Annotated in this window: 19 protein-coding genes; 9 read left to right on the plus strand and 10 right to left on the minus strand. The window is 59.5% G+C overall.

Annotated elements, in window-relative coordinates; all coding sequences use genetic code 11:
- Positions 1-10 precede the first annotated feature (10 nt).
- Positions 11-943, plus strand: coding sequence for a D-2-hydroxyacid dehydrogenase (locus L9059_RS06180; RefSeq protein ID WP_247289292.1), 933 nt, complete (start codon positions 11-13; stop codon positions 941-943).
- An 87-nt stretch (positions 944-1030) separates the two neighbouring features.
- Here L9059_RS06180 and L9059_RS06185 read toward each other — a convergent pair whose 3' ends face one another.
- Positions 1031-1624 carry a nitroreductase family protein gene (locus L9059_RS06185; RefSeq protein WP_247289294.1) on the minus strand — a complete coding sequence of 198 codons (594 nt, stop codon included), beginning with the start codon at positions 1622-1624 and terminating at the stop codon, positions 1031-1033.
- 162 nt (positions 1625-1786) lie between these two features.
- Between L9059_RS06185 and L9059_RS06190 the strand changes: the two genes are divergently transcribed.
- Together L9059_RS06190 and L9059_RS06195 are read left to right on the plus strand one after the other, a co-directional pair.
- Positions 1787-2236: a YcgN family cysteine cluster protein gene (locus tag L9059_RS06190; protein WP_247289296.1), complete on the plus strand. Its 450-nt coding sequence runs from the start codon at positions 1787-1789 to the stop codon at positions 2234-2236.
- A 26-nt stretch (positions 2237-2262) separates the two neighbouring features.
- A complete protein-coding gene (locus L9059_RS06195) occupies positions 2263-3492 on the plus strand; it encodes a hypothetical protein (RefSeq protein ID WP_247289298.1) in 1230 nt (409 codons plus the stop codon).
- Positions 3493-3596: 104 nt separating this feature from the next.
- On the opposite strand, the gene L9059_RS06200 is transcribed toward L9059_RS06195, so the two are convergent.
- The 4 genes from L9059_RS06200 to L9059_RS06215 all read right to left on the minus strand — a co-directional run bounded on the left by L9059_RS06200 (position 3597) and on the right by L9059_RS06215 (position 5854).
- Positions 3597-3974 (minus strand): YgaP family membrane protein, encoded by a 378-nt coding sequence (locus tag L9059_RS06200; protein WP_247289300.1) that lies wholly within the window; start codon positions 3972-3974, stop codon positions 3597-3599.
- A 92-nt stretch (positions 3975-4066) separates the two neighbouring features.
- The gene (locus L9059_RS06205; protein ID WP_045058733.1) at positions 4067-4537 is read right to left on the minus strand and encodes an RNA methyltransferase; all 471 of its coding nucleotides are present in this window, start codon (positions 4535-4537) and stop codon (positions 4067-4069) included.
- Between the two features lie 205 nt (positions 4538-4742).
- Positions 4743-5117 carry a YajD family HNH nuclease gene (locus tag L9059_RS06210; RefSeq protein ID WP_045058732.1) on the minus strand — a complete coding sequence of 125 codons (375 nt, stop codon included), beginning with the start codon at positions 5115-5117 and terminating at the stop codon, positions 4743-4745.
- Positions 5118-5167: 50 nt separating this feature from the next.
- Positions 5168-5854, minus strand: coding sequence for a spermidine synthase (locus L9059_RS06215; protein WP_247289302.1), 687 nt, complete (start codon positions 5852-5854; stop codon positions 5168-5170).
- A 106-nt stretch (positions 5855-5960) separates the two neighbouring features.
- Here L9059_RS06215 and L9059_RS06220 point away from each other — a divergent pair, with 106 nt between their 5' ends.
- A complete protein-coding gene (locus tag L9059_RS06220) occupies positions 5961-6251 on the plus strand; it encodes a hypothetical protein (RefSeq protein ID WP_247289303.1) in 291 nt (96 codons plus the stop codon).
- A gap of 13 nt (positions 6252-6264) precedes the next feature.
- Here the strand turns inward: L9059_RS06220 and L9059_RS06225 are convergent, their stop codons facing one another.
- The gene (locus L9059_RS06225) at positions 6265-8319 is read right to left on the minus strand and encodes a S9 family peptidase (protein WP_247289305.1); all 2055 of its coding nucleotides are present in this window, start codon (positions 8317-8319) and stop codon (positions 6265-6267) included.
- 223 nt (positions 8320-8542) lie between these two features.
- On the opposite strand from L9059_RS06225, the gene L9059_RS06230 reads away from it, so the two are divergent.
- Genes L9059_RS06230 through L9059_RS06240 form a run of 3 tightly spaced genes read left to right on the plus strand, consistent with a single transcriptional unit; the run spans position 8543 to position 10403 of the window.
- On the plus strand, positions 8543-9040 hold the full coding sequence (locus L9059_RS06230; protein ID WP_247289308.1) for an MFS transporter: 498 nt from the start codon (positions 8543-8545) through the stop codon (positions 9038-9040).
- Between the two features lie 32 nt (positions 9041-9072).
- Positions 9073-9849, plus strand: coding sequence for a class II glutamine amidotransferase (locus L9059_RS06235; RefSeq protein WP_247289309.1), 777 nt, complete (start codon positions 9073-9075; stop codon positions 9847-9849).
- A gap of 11 nt (positions 9850-9860) precedes the next feature.
- Positions 9861-10403 (plus strand): DUF2937 family protein, encoded by a 543-nt coding sequence (locus tag L9059_RS06240; RefSeq protein WP_247289312.1) that lies wholly within the window; start codon positions 9861-9863, stop codon positions 10401-10403.
- Between the two features lie 124 nt (positions 10404-10527).
- Here L9059_RS06240 and L9059_RS06245 read toward each other — a convergent pair whose 3' ends face one another.
- From L9059_RS06245 to L9059_RS06255, 3 genes are all read right to left on the minus strand, one after another.
- Positions 10528-11706, minus strand: a complete 1179-nt coding sequence (locus tag L9059_RS06245) for a vWA domain-containing protein (RefSeq protein WP_247289314.1) — start codon at positions 11704-11706, stop codon at positions 10528-10530.
- Positions 11707-11738: 32 nt separating this feature from the next.
- Entirely contained in the window at positions 11739-12584 is an 846-nt protein-coding gene (locus tag L9059_RS06250) for an AAA family ATPase (RefSeq protein ID WP_247289316.1), read from the minus strand.
- 147 nt (positions 12585-12731) lie between these two features.
- Positions 12732-13808, minus strand: coding sequence for a DUF748 domain-containing protein (locus tag L9059_RS06255; RefSeq protein WP_247289318.1), 1077 nt, complete (start codon positions 13806-13808; stop codon positions 12732-12734).
- Between the two features lie 127 nt (positions 13809-13935).
- Between L9059_RS06255 and cysK the strand changes: the two genes are divergently transcribed.
- On the plus strand, positions 13936-14910 hold the full coding sequence (cysK, locus tag L9059_RS06260) for a cysteine synthase A (protein WP_247289320.1): 975 nt from the start codon (positions 13936-13938) through the stop codon (positions 14908-14910).
- Positions 14911-15159: 249 nt separating this feature from the next.
- A complete protein-coding gene (locus tag L9059_RS06265; RefSeq protein WP_247289322.1) occupies positions 15160-16098 on the plus strand; it encodes an aspartyl/asparaginyl beta-hydroxylase domain-containing protein in 939 nt (312 codons plus the stop codon).
- Between the two features lie 61 nt (positions 16099-16159).
- On the opposite strand, the gene L9059_RS06270 is transcribed toward L9059_RS06265, so the two are convergent.
- Positions 16160-17053: a DMT family transporter gene (locus tag L9059_RS06270; RefSeq protein ID WP_247289324.1), complete on the minus strand. Its 894-nt coding sequence runs from the start codon at positions 17051-17053 to the stop codon at positions 16160-16162.
- Positions 17054-17064 lie beyond the last annotated feature (11 nt).

A 17064-nucleotide genomic window follows, 5' to 3' on the forward strand; every position in this document is an offset into this window, starting at 1 on the left:
GGTTTGAACCATGCGCGTTCTGATTGCTGAACACGACCATCCTGTGTACGCCCAACTGTTGCGTCAGGCTGCGCCTGAGCTGGAAGTGCTGACCAGTGGTGACTCCGCCGAACTTGCCAGTCAGGCCGCCGACTGTCCGATCTGGCTGGGTCAGCCGGACCTGCTGGCGAACCTGCTGCGTCAGGGCCATGAGCCGCAATGGCTGCAGTCGACTTGGGCGGGTATCACGCCGCTGCTCGCCGACAGCTTGCCACGGCACTACCGGCTGACCCGTGCGGTCGGGATTTTTGGCCAGGTCATGGCCGAGTACGTGCTCACCTATTTGCTGGGGCATGAGCGCGAGGTGCTGCCGCGCCTGGTCAGTCAGGTCGAGCGTAAGTGGGACAGTCGCCAGGGCCAGAGCCTGGCGGGTCGCAAGGTGTTGATCGTCGGCACTGGCGACATCGGCCAGACCGTTGCCAGGTTTCTGCAGCCCTTTGGTCTCGAGTTGTACGGCATTGCCAGCGATGCCCGCGAGCAGGCGCCGTTTGTGGAGATAGGCACACTGGCGGACCTGCCACGGCTGGTGGGTGAAGTGGACTACGTGATCAATCTGTTGCCGAACACGCCTCATACCCACGACCTCTACGATGCTGCGCTGTTCAAGCAGTTCAAGCCCACGGGGTTGTTCCTTAACGCAGGGCGCGGTGTCGCGGTAGTCGATGCCGATCTGGTGGAAGCCTTGAAGGAAGGGCATCTGGCAGGCGCGGTCATCGACGTTTGCCGCCAGGAGCCACTGCCGCAGCGGCATCCGTTCTGGACGGCGTGGGGCTTGCTGCTGACCGGTCACAGCTCGGCACCGACCTCACCTGCGATGATGGTGCAGCTGTTTGTCGAGAATCTGCGGGCGTATCAGGCGGGCGAGGCGTTGCGCGGGGAAGTGGATTTCAATCGCGGGTATTGAGTCGTCTCCAAAAAGATCGCAGCCTGCGGCAGCTCCTACAGGGCTATGTGTACACCTGTTGCTGCCGCAGGCTGCAATTTTTTGTTCTTAGAGGGTGAAATCACCCTCAGCCGCCAACTCAGCCAACGGCCGGCGCGGGCTTGGCAATTCACGTGACTGCAGATATTGCGCCAAAGTCGCCTTGTCCCCCAACTTGCCCACAGCTACCGCCGCGTGCAGGGCATATCCCTCGGGGATGTTCAGCTCCTTGCGGGTCAGCGCCTGGTCAAACCCGGCCATCCCGTGAGTGTGCCAGCCGCTGATGCTCGCTTGCAGGGCCAGATGCCCCCAAGCCGAACCGGTGTCGAACGTGTGCCATAGCGCCGGTGTTTCTTCACTAGCGCCCGGGGCGGTAAAGCTAGTCTTTGAGATCACGATGATCAGTGCCGAGGCGTGTTGCGCCCAGCTGCGGTTAAATTCGTTGAGCAGGCCAAGGTAACGCTCCCAGTTCGGCGTATCGCGACGCGCATACAAGAATCGCCAGGGCTGCGAGTTGTAGGCCGACGGAGCCCAGCGTGCAGCTTCGAAGAAGCTCAGCAGGGTTTCCTCGGGAATTGCTTCGCCAGTGAATGCGCGAGGTGACCAGCGATCGGTGAACTGCGGGTGGATTGCGTAATCGGCAACACGCGGGTTGGCACTCATCGACAGATACCTTGTTCGGTTTGAAAGTGGGCGACGCAAAACCCTACGTGGCGGCGTCAAAACTGACAAGTGCGTTCTACCGGCAGTCGCCAATGCTTGGCCCTCAGAGCTTGGGGCACTAGACTGGCGGCCTTTTCACCACCTGATGTTGATGCTCGAACCATGGCCGCCAAAGTCGAACCGTTCTGGATACGCAAAACCCTCGATCAACTCGATCAAGAGGAATGGGAATCTCTGTGCGACGGCTGCGGCCTGTGCTGCCTGCAAAAGCTCGAAGATGAAGACGACAACAGCGTCTATTACACGCGAATCGCCTGCAAATTGCTGGACTTGAAGACCTGTCAGTGCACTGATTATCCCAATCGTCGCGAGTCGGTGCCAGACTGTATCCAGCTCACGCCGGGAAAAGCCGACGAATTTAAATGGTTGCCGCCGACCTGCGGTTACCGCCTGGTCAGTGAGGGCAAGGATCTGCCGCTCTGGCACCATCTGGTCTGCGGTGACCGCGATGCGGTTCACCATGAACGCATTTCACAATCAGGACGCATGCTGGCTGAAGGCAGCGTGGCCGAAGACGATTGGGAAGACCATCTGATTTTCCGCGCGGGTTGATTGTCCGCTCGCCACAAGGAGTGTGTATGGCTGTGGGAGTGCGCCAAGTGCTGGTGGTAGGGCTGCTGGCCCTGAGTTCATCGGTGTGGGCGGCGAAGAAAGTCGATCTGGATTACCACGTGCGCCTGTTGCCGCAGAGCGACCAGGCCGTGGTGCGGCTGACGCTCGCCCAGGGTTCGGCAGTGCGTAGCCTGGATTTCGACCTGGGCGATGGCAGCCATTACAGCGACTTCAAGGCCGACGGCCAGTGGCAACTCGTGCCGGGCAAGCAGGCGCGCGGCATCTGGCGTCCAGCTGCCGACAAGTCCAGCCTGAGCTATCGTGTACGGATCAGCCACGGTCGCAAGAGCGGTAGCTTCGAGACGCGCATGACGCCCACCTGGGCGCTGATGCGCGGCGATGACCTGGTGCCCGCCGCCAGACTCGATCAACAGGACGGCATCGAGTTGGTGTCGCGCCTTGAGTTCGAGTTGCCGGCGGGCTGGAAGAGCGTGGAAACAGCCTGGCCGCGGATCGGCCGGAACAAATTCCGCGTTGATAACGTCTCCCGGCTGTTCGACCGACCCACAGGGTGGATGCTCGCCGGTCGCCTGGGTACTCGTCGCACGCGGCTAGGGGAAACTGAGGTCACGGTGGCGTCCCCCCTGGGACAGGGCATGCGGCGCATGGATGTGCTGACGCTGCTGACATTCATCTGGCCGCAGGTCCAGGCGGTATTCCCACGCCATCCGACCAAGCTGCTGATCGTCGGTGCCAATGACCCGATGTGGCGCGGGAGCCTGGCGGCACGTGAATCCATTTATCTCAACTCACGGTTGCCGCTGGTGAGCGAAAGCGGCAGCAGTGCACTGGTGCGCGAATTGGCCCAGTTGTTTGCACGCATCAACGACGAGCATCGCAGCGACTGGATCAGTGAGGGATTTGCCGAGTATTACGCCATCGAGCTGGTGCGTCGCGCGGGTGGCATGAGCGATGAGCGGTATGCCAGTTTGCACACGAAATTGGCGCGAGATGGCGGGAAGGTCACGACTTTGCGTGGCGAGCAGATCGGTTCGGCGCAGATTGGCCGGGCGGTCCTGCTGCTGGGGGAACTGGATCAGGAGATACGCATCAAAACCCGTAACAAGCGGTCGCTGGATGATGTGCTGCGCGGGGCGATGCGGGTGGAGGGCATCGATACTAAGGAATTTGTGCAGCTTGCCGAGAGTGTCATTGGCGAGCCTTCCAAGGTTCTGAATACCGGGCTGCTCCAGTAAGTCAAAAGATCGCCGCCTTCGGCAGCTACAGGTACCCAGTCGTACGCAACATCTGTGAACGATCCGATACCTGTAGAGCTGCCGAAGGCTGCGATCTTTTACTCTTAAGCCCCGGTCTTCGGCGAAACCAGCGAATCATTGCCAGTCACCGTAGCCGTGCTGGTTGCCGCCTCGGCATTCTTCTTCAGCCGACTCAACTCTTCCCCGGCGCGCTCGATCTTCGCCCGCACGTTGTTCATGTCCTGACGACTTTTTTCCAGCAGGCTCTTGGCCGAACTGTGTCCCGTAATGCCCCGGGCGAGTGCCACGCCGCCGATCGCTACCTGGATCAAACCAAAAATCCCACCGCGCCGCAGGCCCTTACCCATCATCACCACACCACCGGCGAGTGAGCCAATGCGTTCCCAACCGTGAACGTTCTGCTCGGGATAAGTCTGGAAGGGGGTGGATTCGATGCGCTGTACGCGTTTGAGTTCGCTCATGATCTGTCTCCTGGCGGGATGGACTGCTTCAAGAATAGATAATTAAGCTGACTACCATCGCGGGTGGCTTGTTCCATTGGATGTGCGGCGATTCAGCGGAATTTCGCTCCGGAGCGGGTGTTCAAGCCTTTGGCCATACGGTCGTAGAGCACGACGTTTACGGTTGCTGCGAGGTTCATGCAGCCGGTTGTCGGGATGTAGACCACGTCTTCACACCAGTCACGAATCTCCTTGTCCAGCGAGCCGTCTTCCGGGCCGAAGATGTAGAGGGCGCGATCAGGATGAGTGTATTCAGGCAGCGCGCGGGCACCTTCGACCAGTTCGACAGCGACCGGGACGCAACCCAGGGGCAGGATTTTTTTCAGGTCATCGATGCCGATCAGCGGGATATCGTAGTGGACTCGCTTGGTGTCGGTAACGAAATCGGCGGCGCGTTCATAACGCTTGCCGGTGTAGAACACGGAGGCCACTCCATAGCAGCCAGCGGCGCGCATGACCGAACCGACGTTTTCCGGTGACTTGGGGTTATACAAACCAATGCAGCTGTACCGTTTGTCTGCCACGAGCGGGGTGCCTTCGGGAAAAAACGGGGATTATACGGGGATTGGGGGAGGGGTGTTGGTTTGGAGAACTGTGGTGGCTGGGCGGGCCTCTTCGCGAGCAAGCCCGCTCTCACAGGGATCTTCAGTGATCGAAAGTCCCAGGTCCACCCGGATCCCCTGTGTGCGGGCTTGCTCGCGAAAGGGCCCGCCCGGTCGCTGAATTTCTTCAGTCTTCCTTCTTCATCAACCCGGCCAGCGCTGCAAACGGGTTATGCGTCGCCTTGGCGATTTTCGGCGAGCTCAACGAACCCTCGCTAAAGTACTGCTGGTCGGTGTACCGCGAGTGCTCATTGTCATGGCAGTACAGGCACAGCAACTCCCAGTTCGAGCCGTCCTGGGGATTGTTGTCGTGGTTATGGTCACGGTGGTGCACGGTCAATTCGCTCAGGCGCTTGCCGGAAAATTCACGGGTGCAGCGGCCGCACACGTGCGGGTACATCTTCAGGGCCTTGTCGCGGTAACCCATTTCCTTGTCGCGCTGGTTATCGGCGAGGATGCGGTCCAGCTTCGAGGTGTTGGTCGGGGTTGTTGACGAACTCATGGGTTCACCTTTGTAAAAAAGACTAATGACGGTTATGAACAGAGTTTAGCTCAGCCCTTGAGTTTCTCGGCAATCCAGATGGTGTGGCGGGTGCCCTTGTTGCCGTGGGCAAAGACCTGAACTTCCTCAGCCTTGAAACCGGCCTTTTTCAGTTTGTCGGAAAACTGCCGGTCGGCACTCGCCGACCACACCGCCAGTACGCCTTTAGGCCGCAGAGCTTTAGCGCATGCGCTCAAGCCGCCGGCAGAATACAGCCAGCTATTGGCCTTCTGGGTCAGGCCTTCGGGGCCGTTATCGACGTCGAGCATGATCGCATCGAATCCCTGGGGTTCGGCCTGCAGCACCTTGGCGACATCTTCCATGCGGATCACCGTGCGCGGGTCGAGCAGCGGGTTGCCGGCTTTTTCGCCTAGCGGTCCGCGGTTCCACTCGACAACGCCGGGCACCAATTCTGCGACCACCACTTCAGCATTCTTGCCCAGGTGCTGGAGCGCCGAGGCGAGGGTAAAGCCCATGCCCAGGCCGCCGATCAATACCCGCGAATTCGGCCGCCCGGCAACCTTGCGGCAGGGGATTTCGGCCAGCGCATCCTCGGAACCGTGCATGCGGGTGTTCATCAACTGCCCACCGTCACCACCCTGGATCTTGATGACGAAGTCTTCGCCGTACTCGAACAGGCACAGGGCACCGCCATTTTCAGGGATGGGGGTGGTGTCGAGCAGAACGAAACGTTTCATGGGGCTCTCTTGAGAAAAGTTGGCTTGAGTAGATTGGGCATAGGGGAGGGCAAACACGCGCAGTTGGGAGTAGCCTGAGCAAACAACAAGGCTAACGGAGCCATTGATGAAGCGCACCATTCTAACGGTCATTGCCTTGGCCGCGCTCTCGATAACTGCAGTGCAGGCCCAGGAACTGCAAACCATTCCTACCAGCCCGGCGCCAATGCTCGGGTCGCCGGGTACCGCGACACCGACACCTTACCCACAAATTACTCCGACCAGCGTGTCCACGGCGGGCGCCGGCAGTGGCGGCGCCCCTTTGCTACCGCCGATCGAAATGCCCAATCCGCCCAAGGACCAGACATTGCCGGGCCTTGAGCAGAACAGCACGAAGATCAAATCTCCCGGCGGTTAAATTTGGCGTGGTGTCAGGCGATGCCCAGCACCTTGAACACAAATGCGTATTCCAGCGCCACGTCACGCAAGCCCTGATAACGTCCGCTCATCCCGCCATGCCCGGCACCCAGTTCGGTCTTGAGCAGCAGTGGGTTGGTGTCAGTCTTGGTTGCGCGCAATTTAGCCACCCACTTCGCAGCCTCCCAATACTGCACGCGGCTGTCGTTGTAGCCGGCAATCACCAAGGTTGCCGGATAAGCCTGGGCAGTCACGTTTTCGTAAGGTGCATACGCCTTGATGCGCTCGTACACCCCGGGTTCTTCAGGGTTGCCCCACTCGTCGTACTCGGTGACGGTCAACGGCAGGTCCGGATCGAGCATGGTGTTGAGCACGTCGACGAACGGCACTTCGGCAATGGCCACGCCGAACAACTCGGGCCGCTGGTTGAGCACCGCACCGATCAACAGGCCGCCGGCACTGCCGCCGCTGATCGCCAACTGCGGGGCGGTGGTGTAGCCGTTGGCGGTCAGGTGCTCGGCGCAAGCGATGAAGTCGCTGAAGGTGTTGTGTTTGTGCTCCTGCTTGCCAGCACGGTACCAGGCTTCGCCGAGTTCGCCGCCGCCACGCACGTGGGCAATGGCGAACGCGACTCCGCGATCCAGCAGGCTCAGGCGTGCGTGGGAAAACCATGGGTCGAGGCTTTCGCCATACGCGCCGTAGCCGTACAGATACAACGGAGTCGGTTGGCCCAGGGCCTCGCGCTTGACCACCAGGCTGATCGGCACCTGCGTCCCGTCGGGGGCCGTTGCCCACAGGCGCTGGCTGACGTACGCATCGGCATCGAACGGGCCGAGCACCGGGGTTTGCTTGAGTACCTTTTGTTCGCCGGTGGCGAGGTCCAACTGGCGGATCTGCGCCGGCCGGTTCAACGCTTCGTACCGCAGGCGGATCCGCTGGCTGGCGAACTCCAGGCTGTTCTGCACGTGAAGGCTGTAAGCCGCGTCGGGCAACTGCACGCGGTAGCTGGGCAGATCCTGCGGATGCACTTCAATCACCGGCAGCCCACCGACCCGCAGGCTCAGGGTCATGGCCCCGGCATTGAGGCTCATGCCATCGATCATTGTGAGGTGGCTGTGGGGAATCAGGTTCTGCCACTGTTCCTCGGTCGGGGCCATGCCCGTATCGTCAGCGTGGTACAGGGCGAAATTGATGCCGTCGCGGTTAGTTCGGATAAACCAGCTCCACTGGCCATCGAGCGCGCCGTGGTCGACGTCGTATTCATGGCCTTCCCGGCGCGGAGCAACGCAGGTGAACCCTTGATGTGGCTGCTCAGCGTCGAGTATCCAGACTTCGCTGGTGGTCTTGCTGCCCAGCGCGAGGAGCAGTTGTAGCTCGGAACTGGAGCGGTAGCAATGCAGGAAGAATCGCCCGTCCGGTTCATGAAACACCTCCTCGGCCGCCGTGCCGTCGAGGCGGTAGCGGTACAGCTTGTGCGGGCGATGGGTGTCGTCGAGCTCTGCGAAGAACAGCGTCAGGCTGTCGTTGGCCCAGGTCATGCTGCCGTCGCAGTCCTCGAACTCCAGTTCACTGACGCGGCCGTTGGACAATTCCTTCACGAATAGCGTGTAGATCTCGTCGCCCGTGGAGTCGATGCTGTAGGCCAGGCGCTGATGGTCCGGGCTGATGCTGAATGCCCCCAGGGAAAAGAAGCCGCCCTTGGCCAGCTCGTTCGGGTCCAGCAGCAGCTGTTCCTGGCTTTCGTCGAGTTGCAGGCTGTCATCGGCCGGGCGCGGGCAGCGGTAGTGACGCGCGTACTCGTCACCGGCGGTGGTACGGGTGTAATAAAGGTACGGGCCCCAAGGCGAGGGGAGGGACAGGTCGGTCTCGAGGATCCGCCCCTTGATCTCCTCGAACAGGCTTTCACGCAGGCCGGCCTGATCGGCGGTCTGAGTTTCCTGATAATGGTTTTCAGCCTTCAGATAGTCGAGCACCGGGTCGGTGTCGCGTTCCTGCAGCCAGGCATACGGGTCTGGACCTTCAGCCTTGTGGGCAATGGGTGCGTCGTAAATATTGGCGGATGGAGGCATGAAGAAGTCTCGGACAATGTACAAAAAATAGGATTTGCTCTGCAGACCTTGTAGGAGCGAGCTTGCTCGCGATGGGGCCGGAACATTCAACATCCGTGTTGACGGGTCTCCAGTCATCGCGAGCAAGCTCGCTCCTACAGAGGCTGTGTCTTGTCCTGAGGTATTGGGACAAGCCTGACGTGCGAAAAGTCGTTACTATAAGCGTCTCTTTGCCTGCCTTGCCATGGACACCATGACCGAGAACGACTATCTGATCGCCTGGGGCTTCTACGCCTTTGCCGCTTTGGGCTGCCTGCTGGTATGGATGCGCCTGACCCGCTGGATGTGGCGTTGGCTGCGCGAGCCGCTGCGACTGCTGGTGGCCGTGTTGCTGTTCAGCCCGACCGTGATCGATCCGGTGAAGGCCAAAGTCGCCCCGGCTGTCGCCATCACCGCCCTGGACTTGATGTTCAAAGTGGGCAACAACGCCTGGCGAGCCATTGGCGACCTGTTGCTGTACGGGATGATCGTGTTCGGCATCTATTTGGTCTACGTGGCGATCCGCTTCCCCCTGGAACGCGCAGCCAACGCCCGCAAGGCCCAGACCGCTGCTGTCCAGGCCGCCGCCCGGGCCGACGAGCCTGAAGACGAGCATCTGTTCGGCGGTGCCGGCGATGATCGCTATGGCCGTCCCCCGGTACCCAGCAACCCTCAACGTTTGCGGGTCGAACCCCGTCTGTAACCTTGCCCCAGCCTTTCATCGAGAGTCCGAGCATGTGTGAGTTATTGGGCATGAGCGCCAATGTCCCGACCGATATCGTGTTCAGCTTTACCGGGCTGATGCAGCGCGGCGGGCGTACCGGCCCGCACCGTGACGGTTGGGGCATCGCCTTCTATGAAGGTCGTGGATTGCGGCTATTCCAGGACCCGGCCGCGAGCTGCGAGTCCGAGGTCGCAAACCTGGTGCAGCGCTATCCGATCAAGAGCGAAGTGGTGATCGGGCACATCCGTCAGGCCAACGTCGGCAAGGTCTGCCTGTCCAACACTCATCCGTTCGTCCGCGAATTGTGGGGGCGCAACTGGTGTTTCGCGCACAACGGCCAGCTTGCCGATTTCCAGCCAATCACCAGTTTCTACCGCCCTGTGGGCGATACTGACAGTGAGGCGGCATTCTGCGACCTGCTCAACCGGGTGCGCGCAGCATTTCCCGAGCCGGTTGAAGTCGAAGAGTTGTTACCCGATCTGGTCGCCGCCTGCGCCGAGTACCGTAGCAAGGGCGTATTCAACTGTCTGCTCAGTGATGGCGACTGGCTGTTCTGCTATTGCTCGACCAAACTGGCCCAGATCACCCGTCGAGCCCCGTTCGGCCCGGCGCGGTTGAAGGACGTCGACGTGATCGTCGACTTCCAGGCGGAAACCACGCCCAATGACGTGGTGACGGTGATCGCCACCGAACCGCTGACCGAAAACGAAACCTGGACCCGCTACGAACCGGGCCAGTGGAGCCTGTGGCGACGTGGTGAATGCGTCAGCCAGGGCAAGACCGCATAAGGATCTTCCCGATGTTGCTCAGTTATCTACGGCTAGTGTTGTTTGCGGCGGGCCTGTTGATCGGGGTGCAGGTGCCGGGTTTCATCAATGATTATGCCAAGCGGGTCGAGGCGCACCTGATAGAGGCGCAGACCAGCCTGAGTGGTTTTCAGGGCACGGCCAATCAGTTCTTCAAGGGCGACATGCAAGCGCTGGTGAACCACTACCGCGTCAGCGAAGACCCGATTTTCCGCAGCGATGCCGACAGCCTGAGCATTCTGCTCACGCGGCAACTGGCCCTCGATAAACAATTCCAGGCCATGCAAGGCCCGTGGTACATCCGCGTGCTGCAAGTCGCCTTGGCCGCTGATCCGGACATCCGCAAGGAAACCTGGAACGGCTACAGCTATCAGATTCTGCTGACGCCGGAAGCGATGATCTGGGGCATGAGCGGCGCCTTGCTGCTGTCGTTCGGCATTGAGTGCCTGTTCCGGCTGATCGATTGGGTGGTGCTGGGTGGCAAGCGTCTGCGCCAGAGCCGGCCGATTGAGGACAGGGATGTGCGTGGGCTCTGAGATCAAAGGATCGTGCCGGCAAAAAGCATCGCGAGCTAGCCCACTCCCACAGTAGATTTTTGCTACACCGCAGATCGACTGTGGGAGTGGGCTAGCTCGCGAAAGCGTTCGACCAGACAACAAACTACTTGGACAAATACCGCATCCCTTCCTCCAGCCCGCGCAACGTCAACGGGTACATCTGGTCATCGATCAAGTCCCGCACAATATTGGTCGAGGACGTATAACCCCAGGTGTCCTTCGGATACGGATTGATCCAGATGACCTTCTTGTACTTCTCCATGAAGCGCTGCATCCACACATAACCGGCTTCTTCGTTCCAGTGTTCGACGCTGCCCCCAGCCTGGGTGATTTCGTAGGGGGCCATCGCGGCATCCCCGATAAAGATCACTTTGTAGTCGGCGCCATACTTGTGCAGCAGGTCCTGGGTCGAAGTGCGCTCGGACGTGCGACGCATGTTGTTCTTCCACACCGATTCATAAATGAAGTTGTGGAAATAGAAGTACTCCAGGTGTTTGAACTCGGTTTTGCAGGCCGAGAACAGTTCCTCGCAGATCTTCACGTGGGCGTCCATCGAGCCGCCGATGTCGAACAGTAGCAACAGTTTGACCGTGTTGCGTCGTTCCGGACGCATCTGGATATTCAGCAGCCCGGCATCGCGCGCGGTGTGGTCGATGGTGCCGTCGATGTCCAGTTCTTCGGCCGCACCCTGGCGGGCAAATTTACGCAGTCGGCGCAGCGCGACCTTGATGTTGCGTGTGCCCAGCTCCACCGAATCGTCGAGGTTCTTGTATTCGCGCTGGTCCCAGACCTTGACCGCCTTGCCTTGGCGCTTACCCGCATCACCGACACGAATCCCTTCCGGATTGAAGCCGCCGGAACCGAACGGGCTGGTGCCGCCAGTACCGATCCACTTGTTGCCGCCGGCATGACGTTCCTTCTGTTCCTCGAGGCGTTTCTTGAACTCCTCGATGAGCTTGTCCAGGCCGCCGAGGGACTGGATCGCCGCGCGCTCTTCGTCCGTCAGGGACCGTTCGAACTCCTTGCGCAGCCATTCTTCAGGGATTAACGCCTGCAGGTGGTCATCGAGTTTTTCCAGGCCGTTGAAGTACGCTCCGAAGGCGCGGTCAAACTTGTCGAAATGCTTTTCGTCCTTCACCAGAATCGCCCGGGACAAATAGTAGAACTCGTCCATATCGGCAAAGGTTACGCGCTGTTTCAGTGCGTTGATCAGGTCCAGCAGCTCACGCACCGAGACCGGCACCTTGGCGGCGCGCATTTCATTGAACAGGTTGAGCAGCATGGCTATCGCCCTCTATCTTGTTAAAAGAGGGATCAGCGCGAACCGCGACGGCTCATGAACGCCAGGCGCTCCAGCAACTGCACGTCCTGTTCGTTCTTCACCAGGGCGCCAGCCAAGGGTGGAATGGCCTTGGTTGGATCGCGTTCGCGCAGCACGGCCTCGCCAATATTGTCGGCCATCAGCAGCTTCAGCCAGTCGACCAGTTCCGAAGTCGAAGGCTTCTTCTTCAGGCCCGGCACTTTTCGCACATCGAAAAACACGTCCAGCGCTTCGCTGACCAGGTCTTTTTTGATGTCCGGGTAGTGCACGTCGACGATCTTCTGCAGCGTGGTGCGATCCGGGAAGGCGATGTAATGGAAGAAGCAGCGGCGCAGGAAAGCGTCCGGCAGCTCTTTTTCATTGTTGGACGTAATGATGATGATTGGACGCTTCTTGGCCTTGATGGTCTCGTCGATTTCGTAGACGTAGAACTCCATCTTGTCGAGTTCCTGCAGCAGGTCGTTGGGGAACTCGATGTCGGCCTTGTCGATCTCGTCGATCAGCAGGATCACTCGCTCCTCGGACTCGAACGCCTCCCACAGCTTGCCCTTTTTCAAGTAATTGCGGACGTCGTGAACCTTGTCGGTGCCCAGTTGCGAATCACGCAGGCGACTGACCGCGTCATATTCGTACAAACCCTGATGGGCCTTGGTGGTGGACTTGATGTGCCAGGTGATCAGCTTGGCGCCAAAGGATTCGGCCAGTTGCTCGGCGAGCATGGTCTTGCCGGTGCCTGGCTCTCCTTTGACCAGCAGCGGCCGCTCCAGGGTGATGGCGGCGTTGACCGCCAGCTTCAGGTCATCGGTGGCGACGTAGGCCTGGGTGCCTTCGAACTTCATCTGCTAATCCTCGAACGGTGACGCCGACCTGAGCGAAGCAGGGCGGGACGGGCGAATTAAATGTAATGCCCGACTATAACGCGCAGGCCGGTCGACTGTGAACGCAGACGGATTATTCAGTCTCTGAATGGAGCGTCACTTAGTGACTCAACCCGCATCCGGCTTCGGCCGCTCGTACCGGGCATTAAACGCCTGAACGAATCCGTTGCGCAAAATCTGCAAAAACGCCTGGAATGCGTCGATATCTTGCCGGTGCACATTGCCGCTCAGCTCGACACGGGTGGCAAACTGGTTCTTGCCCTGGTTCTTCAGCACCGTCTCCGAACCGCCGACGATGGCCTCCCAGATGGAGCGGAATACGCCTTTGTCTTTGTTTTCCACGTCTTGCTGCCAATTGAAGACATCGACGTCCTTGAGCAACGGCTTGATGTAACCCTTGAGCTGACCCTTGTTGGCTTCGGCTTCGATGACCACATCGCCATGTCCTGCGTTGAAGTCGAACTTGCCATAGGCAGAAGCGAAATCATTCATGCGCTTGAGTTCGATGTCCCGTGCCCGCAGGCGGAAGTCGAAGTCCTCGAAGTTGCTCAGCGGGTCGAAGGTCGCCGTGGTTTCCAGCGGTGCATGGCCAAGCAAAAGGGCCTTGCCCTCGAAGCGGGCGTCACGCCGGCCTTCGGTATCCACCACGTTGGTCAGGTTATAGATGCTGGCGTTGACCTTGGTGGCGTTCATGTTTACAGGTGGTTTGGAGTTAAAGTTGCGAAAGCTGATCTTGCCATCGTTGATACGGACTTCGTTCAAGGTGATCGGTGCCAGTTTGCTCAACTGGGCGCGCCAGTCGGTGCCTTGGCCGGTCTGGGAGTTCTGCTTGTTGGCGCCACCGTCTACGAAGTTGACCTCGGGATTGAGGAACTGCACCTCGGCCACGACAGCGTGGTCGTACCACAGCGAGTGCCAGCTGACGGACAGGTCGATCAACGGCGCGTTGACGAACGGCACTGGGACCTTACCGTCGATCTTGACGATTTTCAGCCCGTTGATCTTGTAGGCACCACGCCATAGCGCGAGGTCGACGTCAGTGATCTGGCCGCGGTAGTCACCCATGTCGGCCAGTTTCTCGTTCAAGTAGTCGCGCACCATGTAGGGCAGGGCGATGTGCAGCGCAACCAGAAGTACGACGACCCCGGCAATGATCCATAGCGGCCAACTGTAGCGACGTTTCATGATGACAATTCTCCAGCGATGTAAAGCCATTGACTGTTGTTGTAACAGGACGTTCGACCTGACTGGACGACCACGAGCAACAGGCTTACCTTGGAGCGCTATTTCAATGCTGTATAAGGACCCAGCCATGAGCCGTATTTTCGCTGACAACGCCCATTCCATCGGCAATACGCCCTTGGTGCAGATCAACCGGATCGCACCGCGCGGCGTGACTATCCTGGCCAAGATCGAAGGACGTAACCCCGGTTATTCGGTCAAGTGCCGGATTGGCGCCAACATGATCTGGGACGCCGAAAGCTCCGGAAAACTCAAGCCTGGCATGACCATCGTCGAACCCACTTCGGGCAACACCGGTATCGGCCTGGCGTTCGTTGCCGCTGCCCGGGGATACAAACTGTTGCTGACGATGCCGGCCTCCATGAGCATTGAGCGCCGCAAGGTACTCAAGGCCCTGGGCGCTGAGCTGGTCTTGACTGAACCTGCCAAGGGCATGAAAGGCGCTATCGAAAAGGCCGCTGAAATCGTCGCCAGCAATCCCTCCACTCACTTCATGCCTGCGCAGTTTGAAAACCCGGCCAACCCGGCGATTCACGAAAAAACAACCGGTCCGGAAATCTGGAACGACACCGACGGTGCGGTCGATGTGCTGGTAGCGGGTGTAGGAACCGGCGGAACTATTACCGGGATCTCGCGGTATATCAAGAATACCCAGGGCAAACCGATTCTCTCTGTGGCCGTGGAGCCGGTGGTATCGCCAGTGATTACCCAAGCGCTGGCCGGCGAGGAGATCAAGCCAAGCCCGCATAAAATCCAGGGAATCGGCGCCGGTTTTGTCCCGAAGAACCTCGATCTGTCGATGGTCGACCGGGTCGAGTTGGTGACCGATGACGAATCCAAGGCCATGGCCTTGCGCTTGATGCAGGAAGAAGGAATTTTGTGCGGCATCTCCTGCGGAGCGGCGATGGCCGCAGCGGTGAGACTGGCCGAGACTCCGGAGATGCAGGGCAAGACCATTGTGGTTATCCTGCCGGACTCCGGTGAGCGTTATCTGTCGAGCATGTTGTTCAGTGATCTGTTCACCGACCAGGAGAACCAGGCGTAACGAGGCGTCCCCCTGCAGGAGCTGCCGGAGTCTGCGATCTTTGATCTTGTTTTTACAGTTCATGAGCGGGGCCTGACCCAAGTCAGCCCCCGTTCCGCAATCCCGTGCTAATAATTATTTTTACTGAATCCTTAACGCTGAATATTAAATTTCATGGGTATTTCCCGATGCCGGTAGTGATTATCATGGCCGGCTGCCACGTCGGGTAGATGGCGTTGTGCAGAGTTGCCTATTATCAAGGAGTTGTTGATGACCTTTTCCTTTGCCGCGAAGGCATCTTTGTTACTGTTGTTCCTGGGCAGCACTCTCTATGTGCATTTGCGTGGCAAGGCGCGACTGCCGGTCCTGCGCCAGTTCGTCAACCATTCGGCTTTGTTCGCCCCTTACAACGCCTTGATGTACCTGTTCTCGGGAGTGCCTTCCAAGCCTTACCTGGACCGCAGCAAGTTTCCGGAACTGGACGTACTCAAGGATAACTGGCAGGTGATTCGCGACGAGGCGATGCACCTGTTTGACGAGGGCTACATTCGCGCAGCCGAGAAGAATAACGATGCGGGTTTCGGCTCATTCTTCAAGAAGGGCTGGAAGCGTTTCTATCTCAAGTGGTACGACAAACCACTGCCTTCAGCCGAGACGTTGTGCCCTAGAACCGTGGCTCTGGTTAGCAGCATTCCCAACGTCAAAGGAGCCATGTTCGCTTTGCTGCCTGGCGGCAGCCACCTGAATCCGCACCGTGATCCGTTTGCCGGTTCGTTGCGTTATCACCTGGGATTGTCGACGCCCAATTCCGACGCGTGCCGGATCTTCGTCGACGGCCAGGAGTACGCTTGGCGCGATGGTGAAGATGTGATGTTCGATGAGACCTATGTGCACTGGGTCAAGAACGAAACCGACATGACCCGGGTGATCCTGTTCTGTGACATCGAACGACCGCTGAGCAACCGCTTCATGACCCGGGTCAACCGCTGGATCAGTGGCTTGCTGGGCCGAGCAACCGCGCCTCAGAACCTGGATGACGAACGGGTAGGCGGAATCAACCAGGCCTATGCCTGGAGCAAGAATTCCAGTGATAAATTCAGCGGTGTGATCAAGCAGTGGAAGCGGCGCAATCCCAAGGCCTACCGTGTGCTGCGGCCCGTATTGGCGGCGGTGGTGTTGGCTTTGTTGGGGTATTGGTTGTTTGGCTGACGCCGGCCCCCTCTGTGGGAGCGGGCTTGCTCGCGAAGGCATGATCAGCAACCCCCAAGGACTACCGGCCAACCACCTTGGCCGGTTTCAACACCAGCCACAACGCCACGGCAATCAACACCCCGCCATAGATATGCGCCATCGACAACGGTTCATCGAGAAACAAGGCCCCCCACAACACCCCGAACGGCGGGATCATGAACGTCACCGTCATCGACTTCACCGGCCCGACCGAAGTCAGCAGGCGGAAGTAAATGATGTACGCGAGCGCCGTGCACCCAAGGCCCAATCCCAGCAGCGATAACCAGACACTCCAGCCACCCCAGCTCGCCGGCGGCTGGGTGATCACGCTGTAGCCGAACAGTGGCAACAGGAACAGGGTCGCCCCGAGCATGCTGCCCAGCGCCGACAAACGGCTGTCGAGACCGCCGGCCTGATCCAGCCAGCGCCGGGCAAGAAACCCGGCGAAACCGTAGCAGGTCGTGGCCAGCAGGCAGGCGAGGGCGCCCATCAGCAACTGCAGATCGAACGCCACCGGCCCGGCACGGGTCAGGATTCCGACGCCAACCAATCCCAGGAACACTCCGCCCAACTTCGCCGGAGTCAGCTTTTCACTGAAGAACAGCCCGCCGATCAGCACGCCCATCAACGGCGTGGTGGCATTGAAAATCGCCGAGTAGCCCGCCGGCAGCACCTGGGCTGCTACGGAATACAGGGTCGCCGGGATGCCGGAGTTGATCACCCCGAGCAGCATCACTGTCTTGAGTTTGCCCTTAAAGTCCCAGCTGATGCGCATCAGTCCCAAGATCACCAACAGGCTGGCAGCGGCGATCGACACCCGAAAAAACCCGGTGGGCACGGTGCCGATGACCGGCGCGATGATGCGCATGAACAGAAAGCTCGCACCCCAGATGGCTGCCAACGACAGCATGCGAAAAATATCGACGGGGTTCACGGCACGGTCCT

The organism is Pseudomonas violetae (assembly GCF_023072615.1).
Classification (GTDB): domain Bacteria; phylum Pseudomonadota; class Gammaproteobacteria; order Pseudomonadales; family Pseudomonadaceae; genus Aquipseudomonas; species Aquipseudomonas violetae.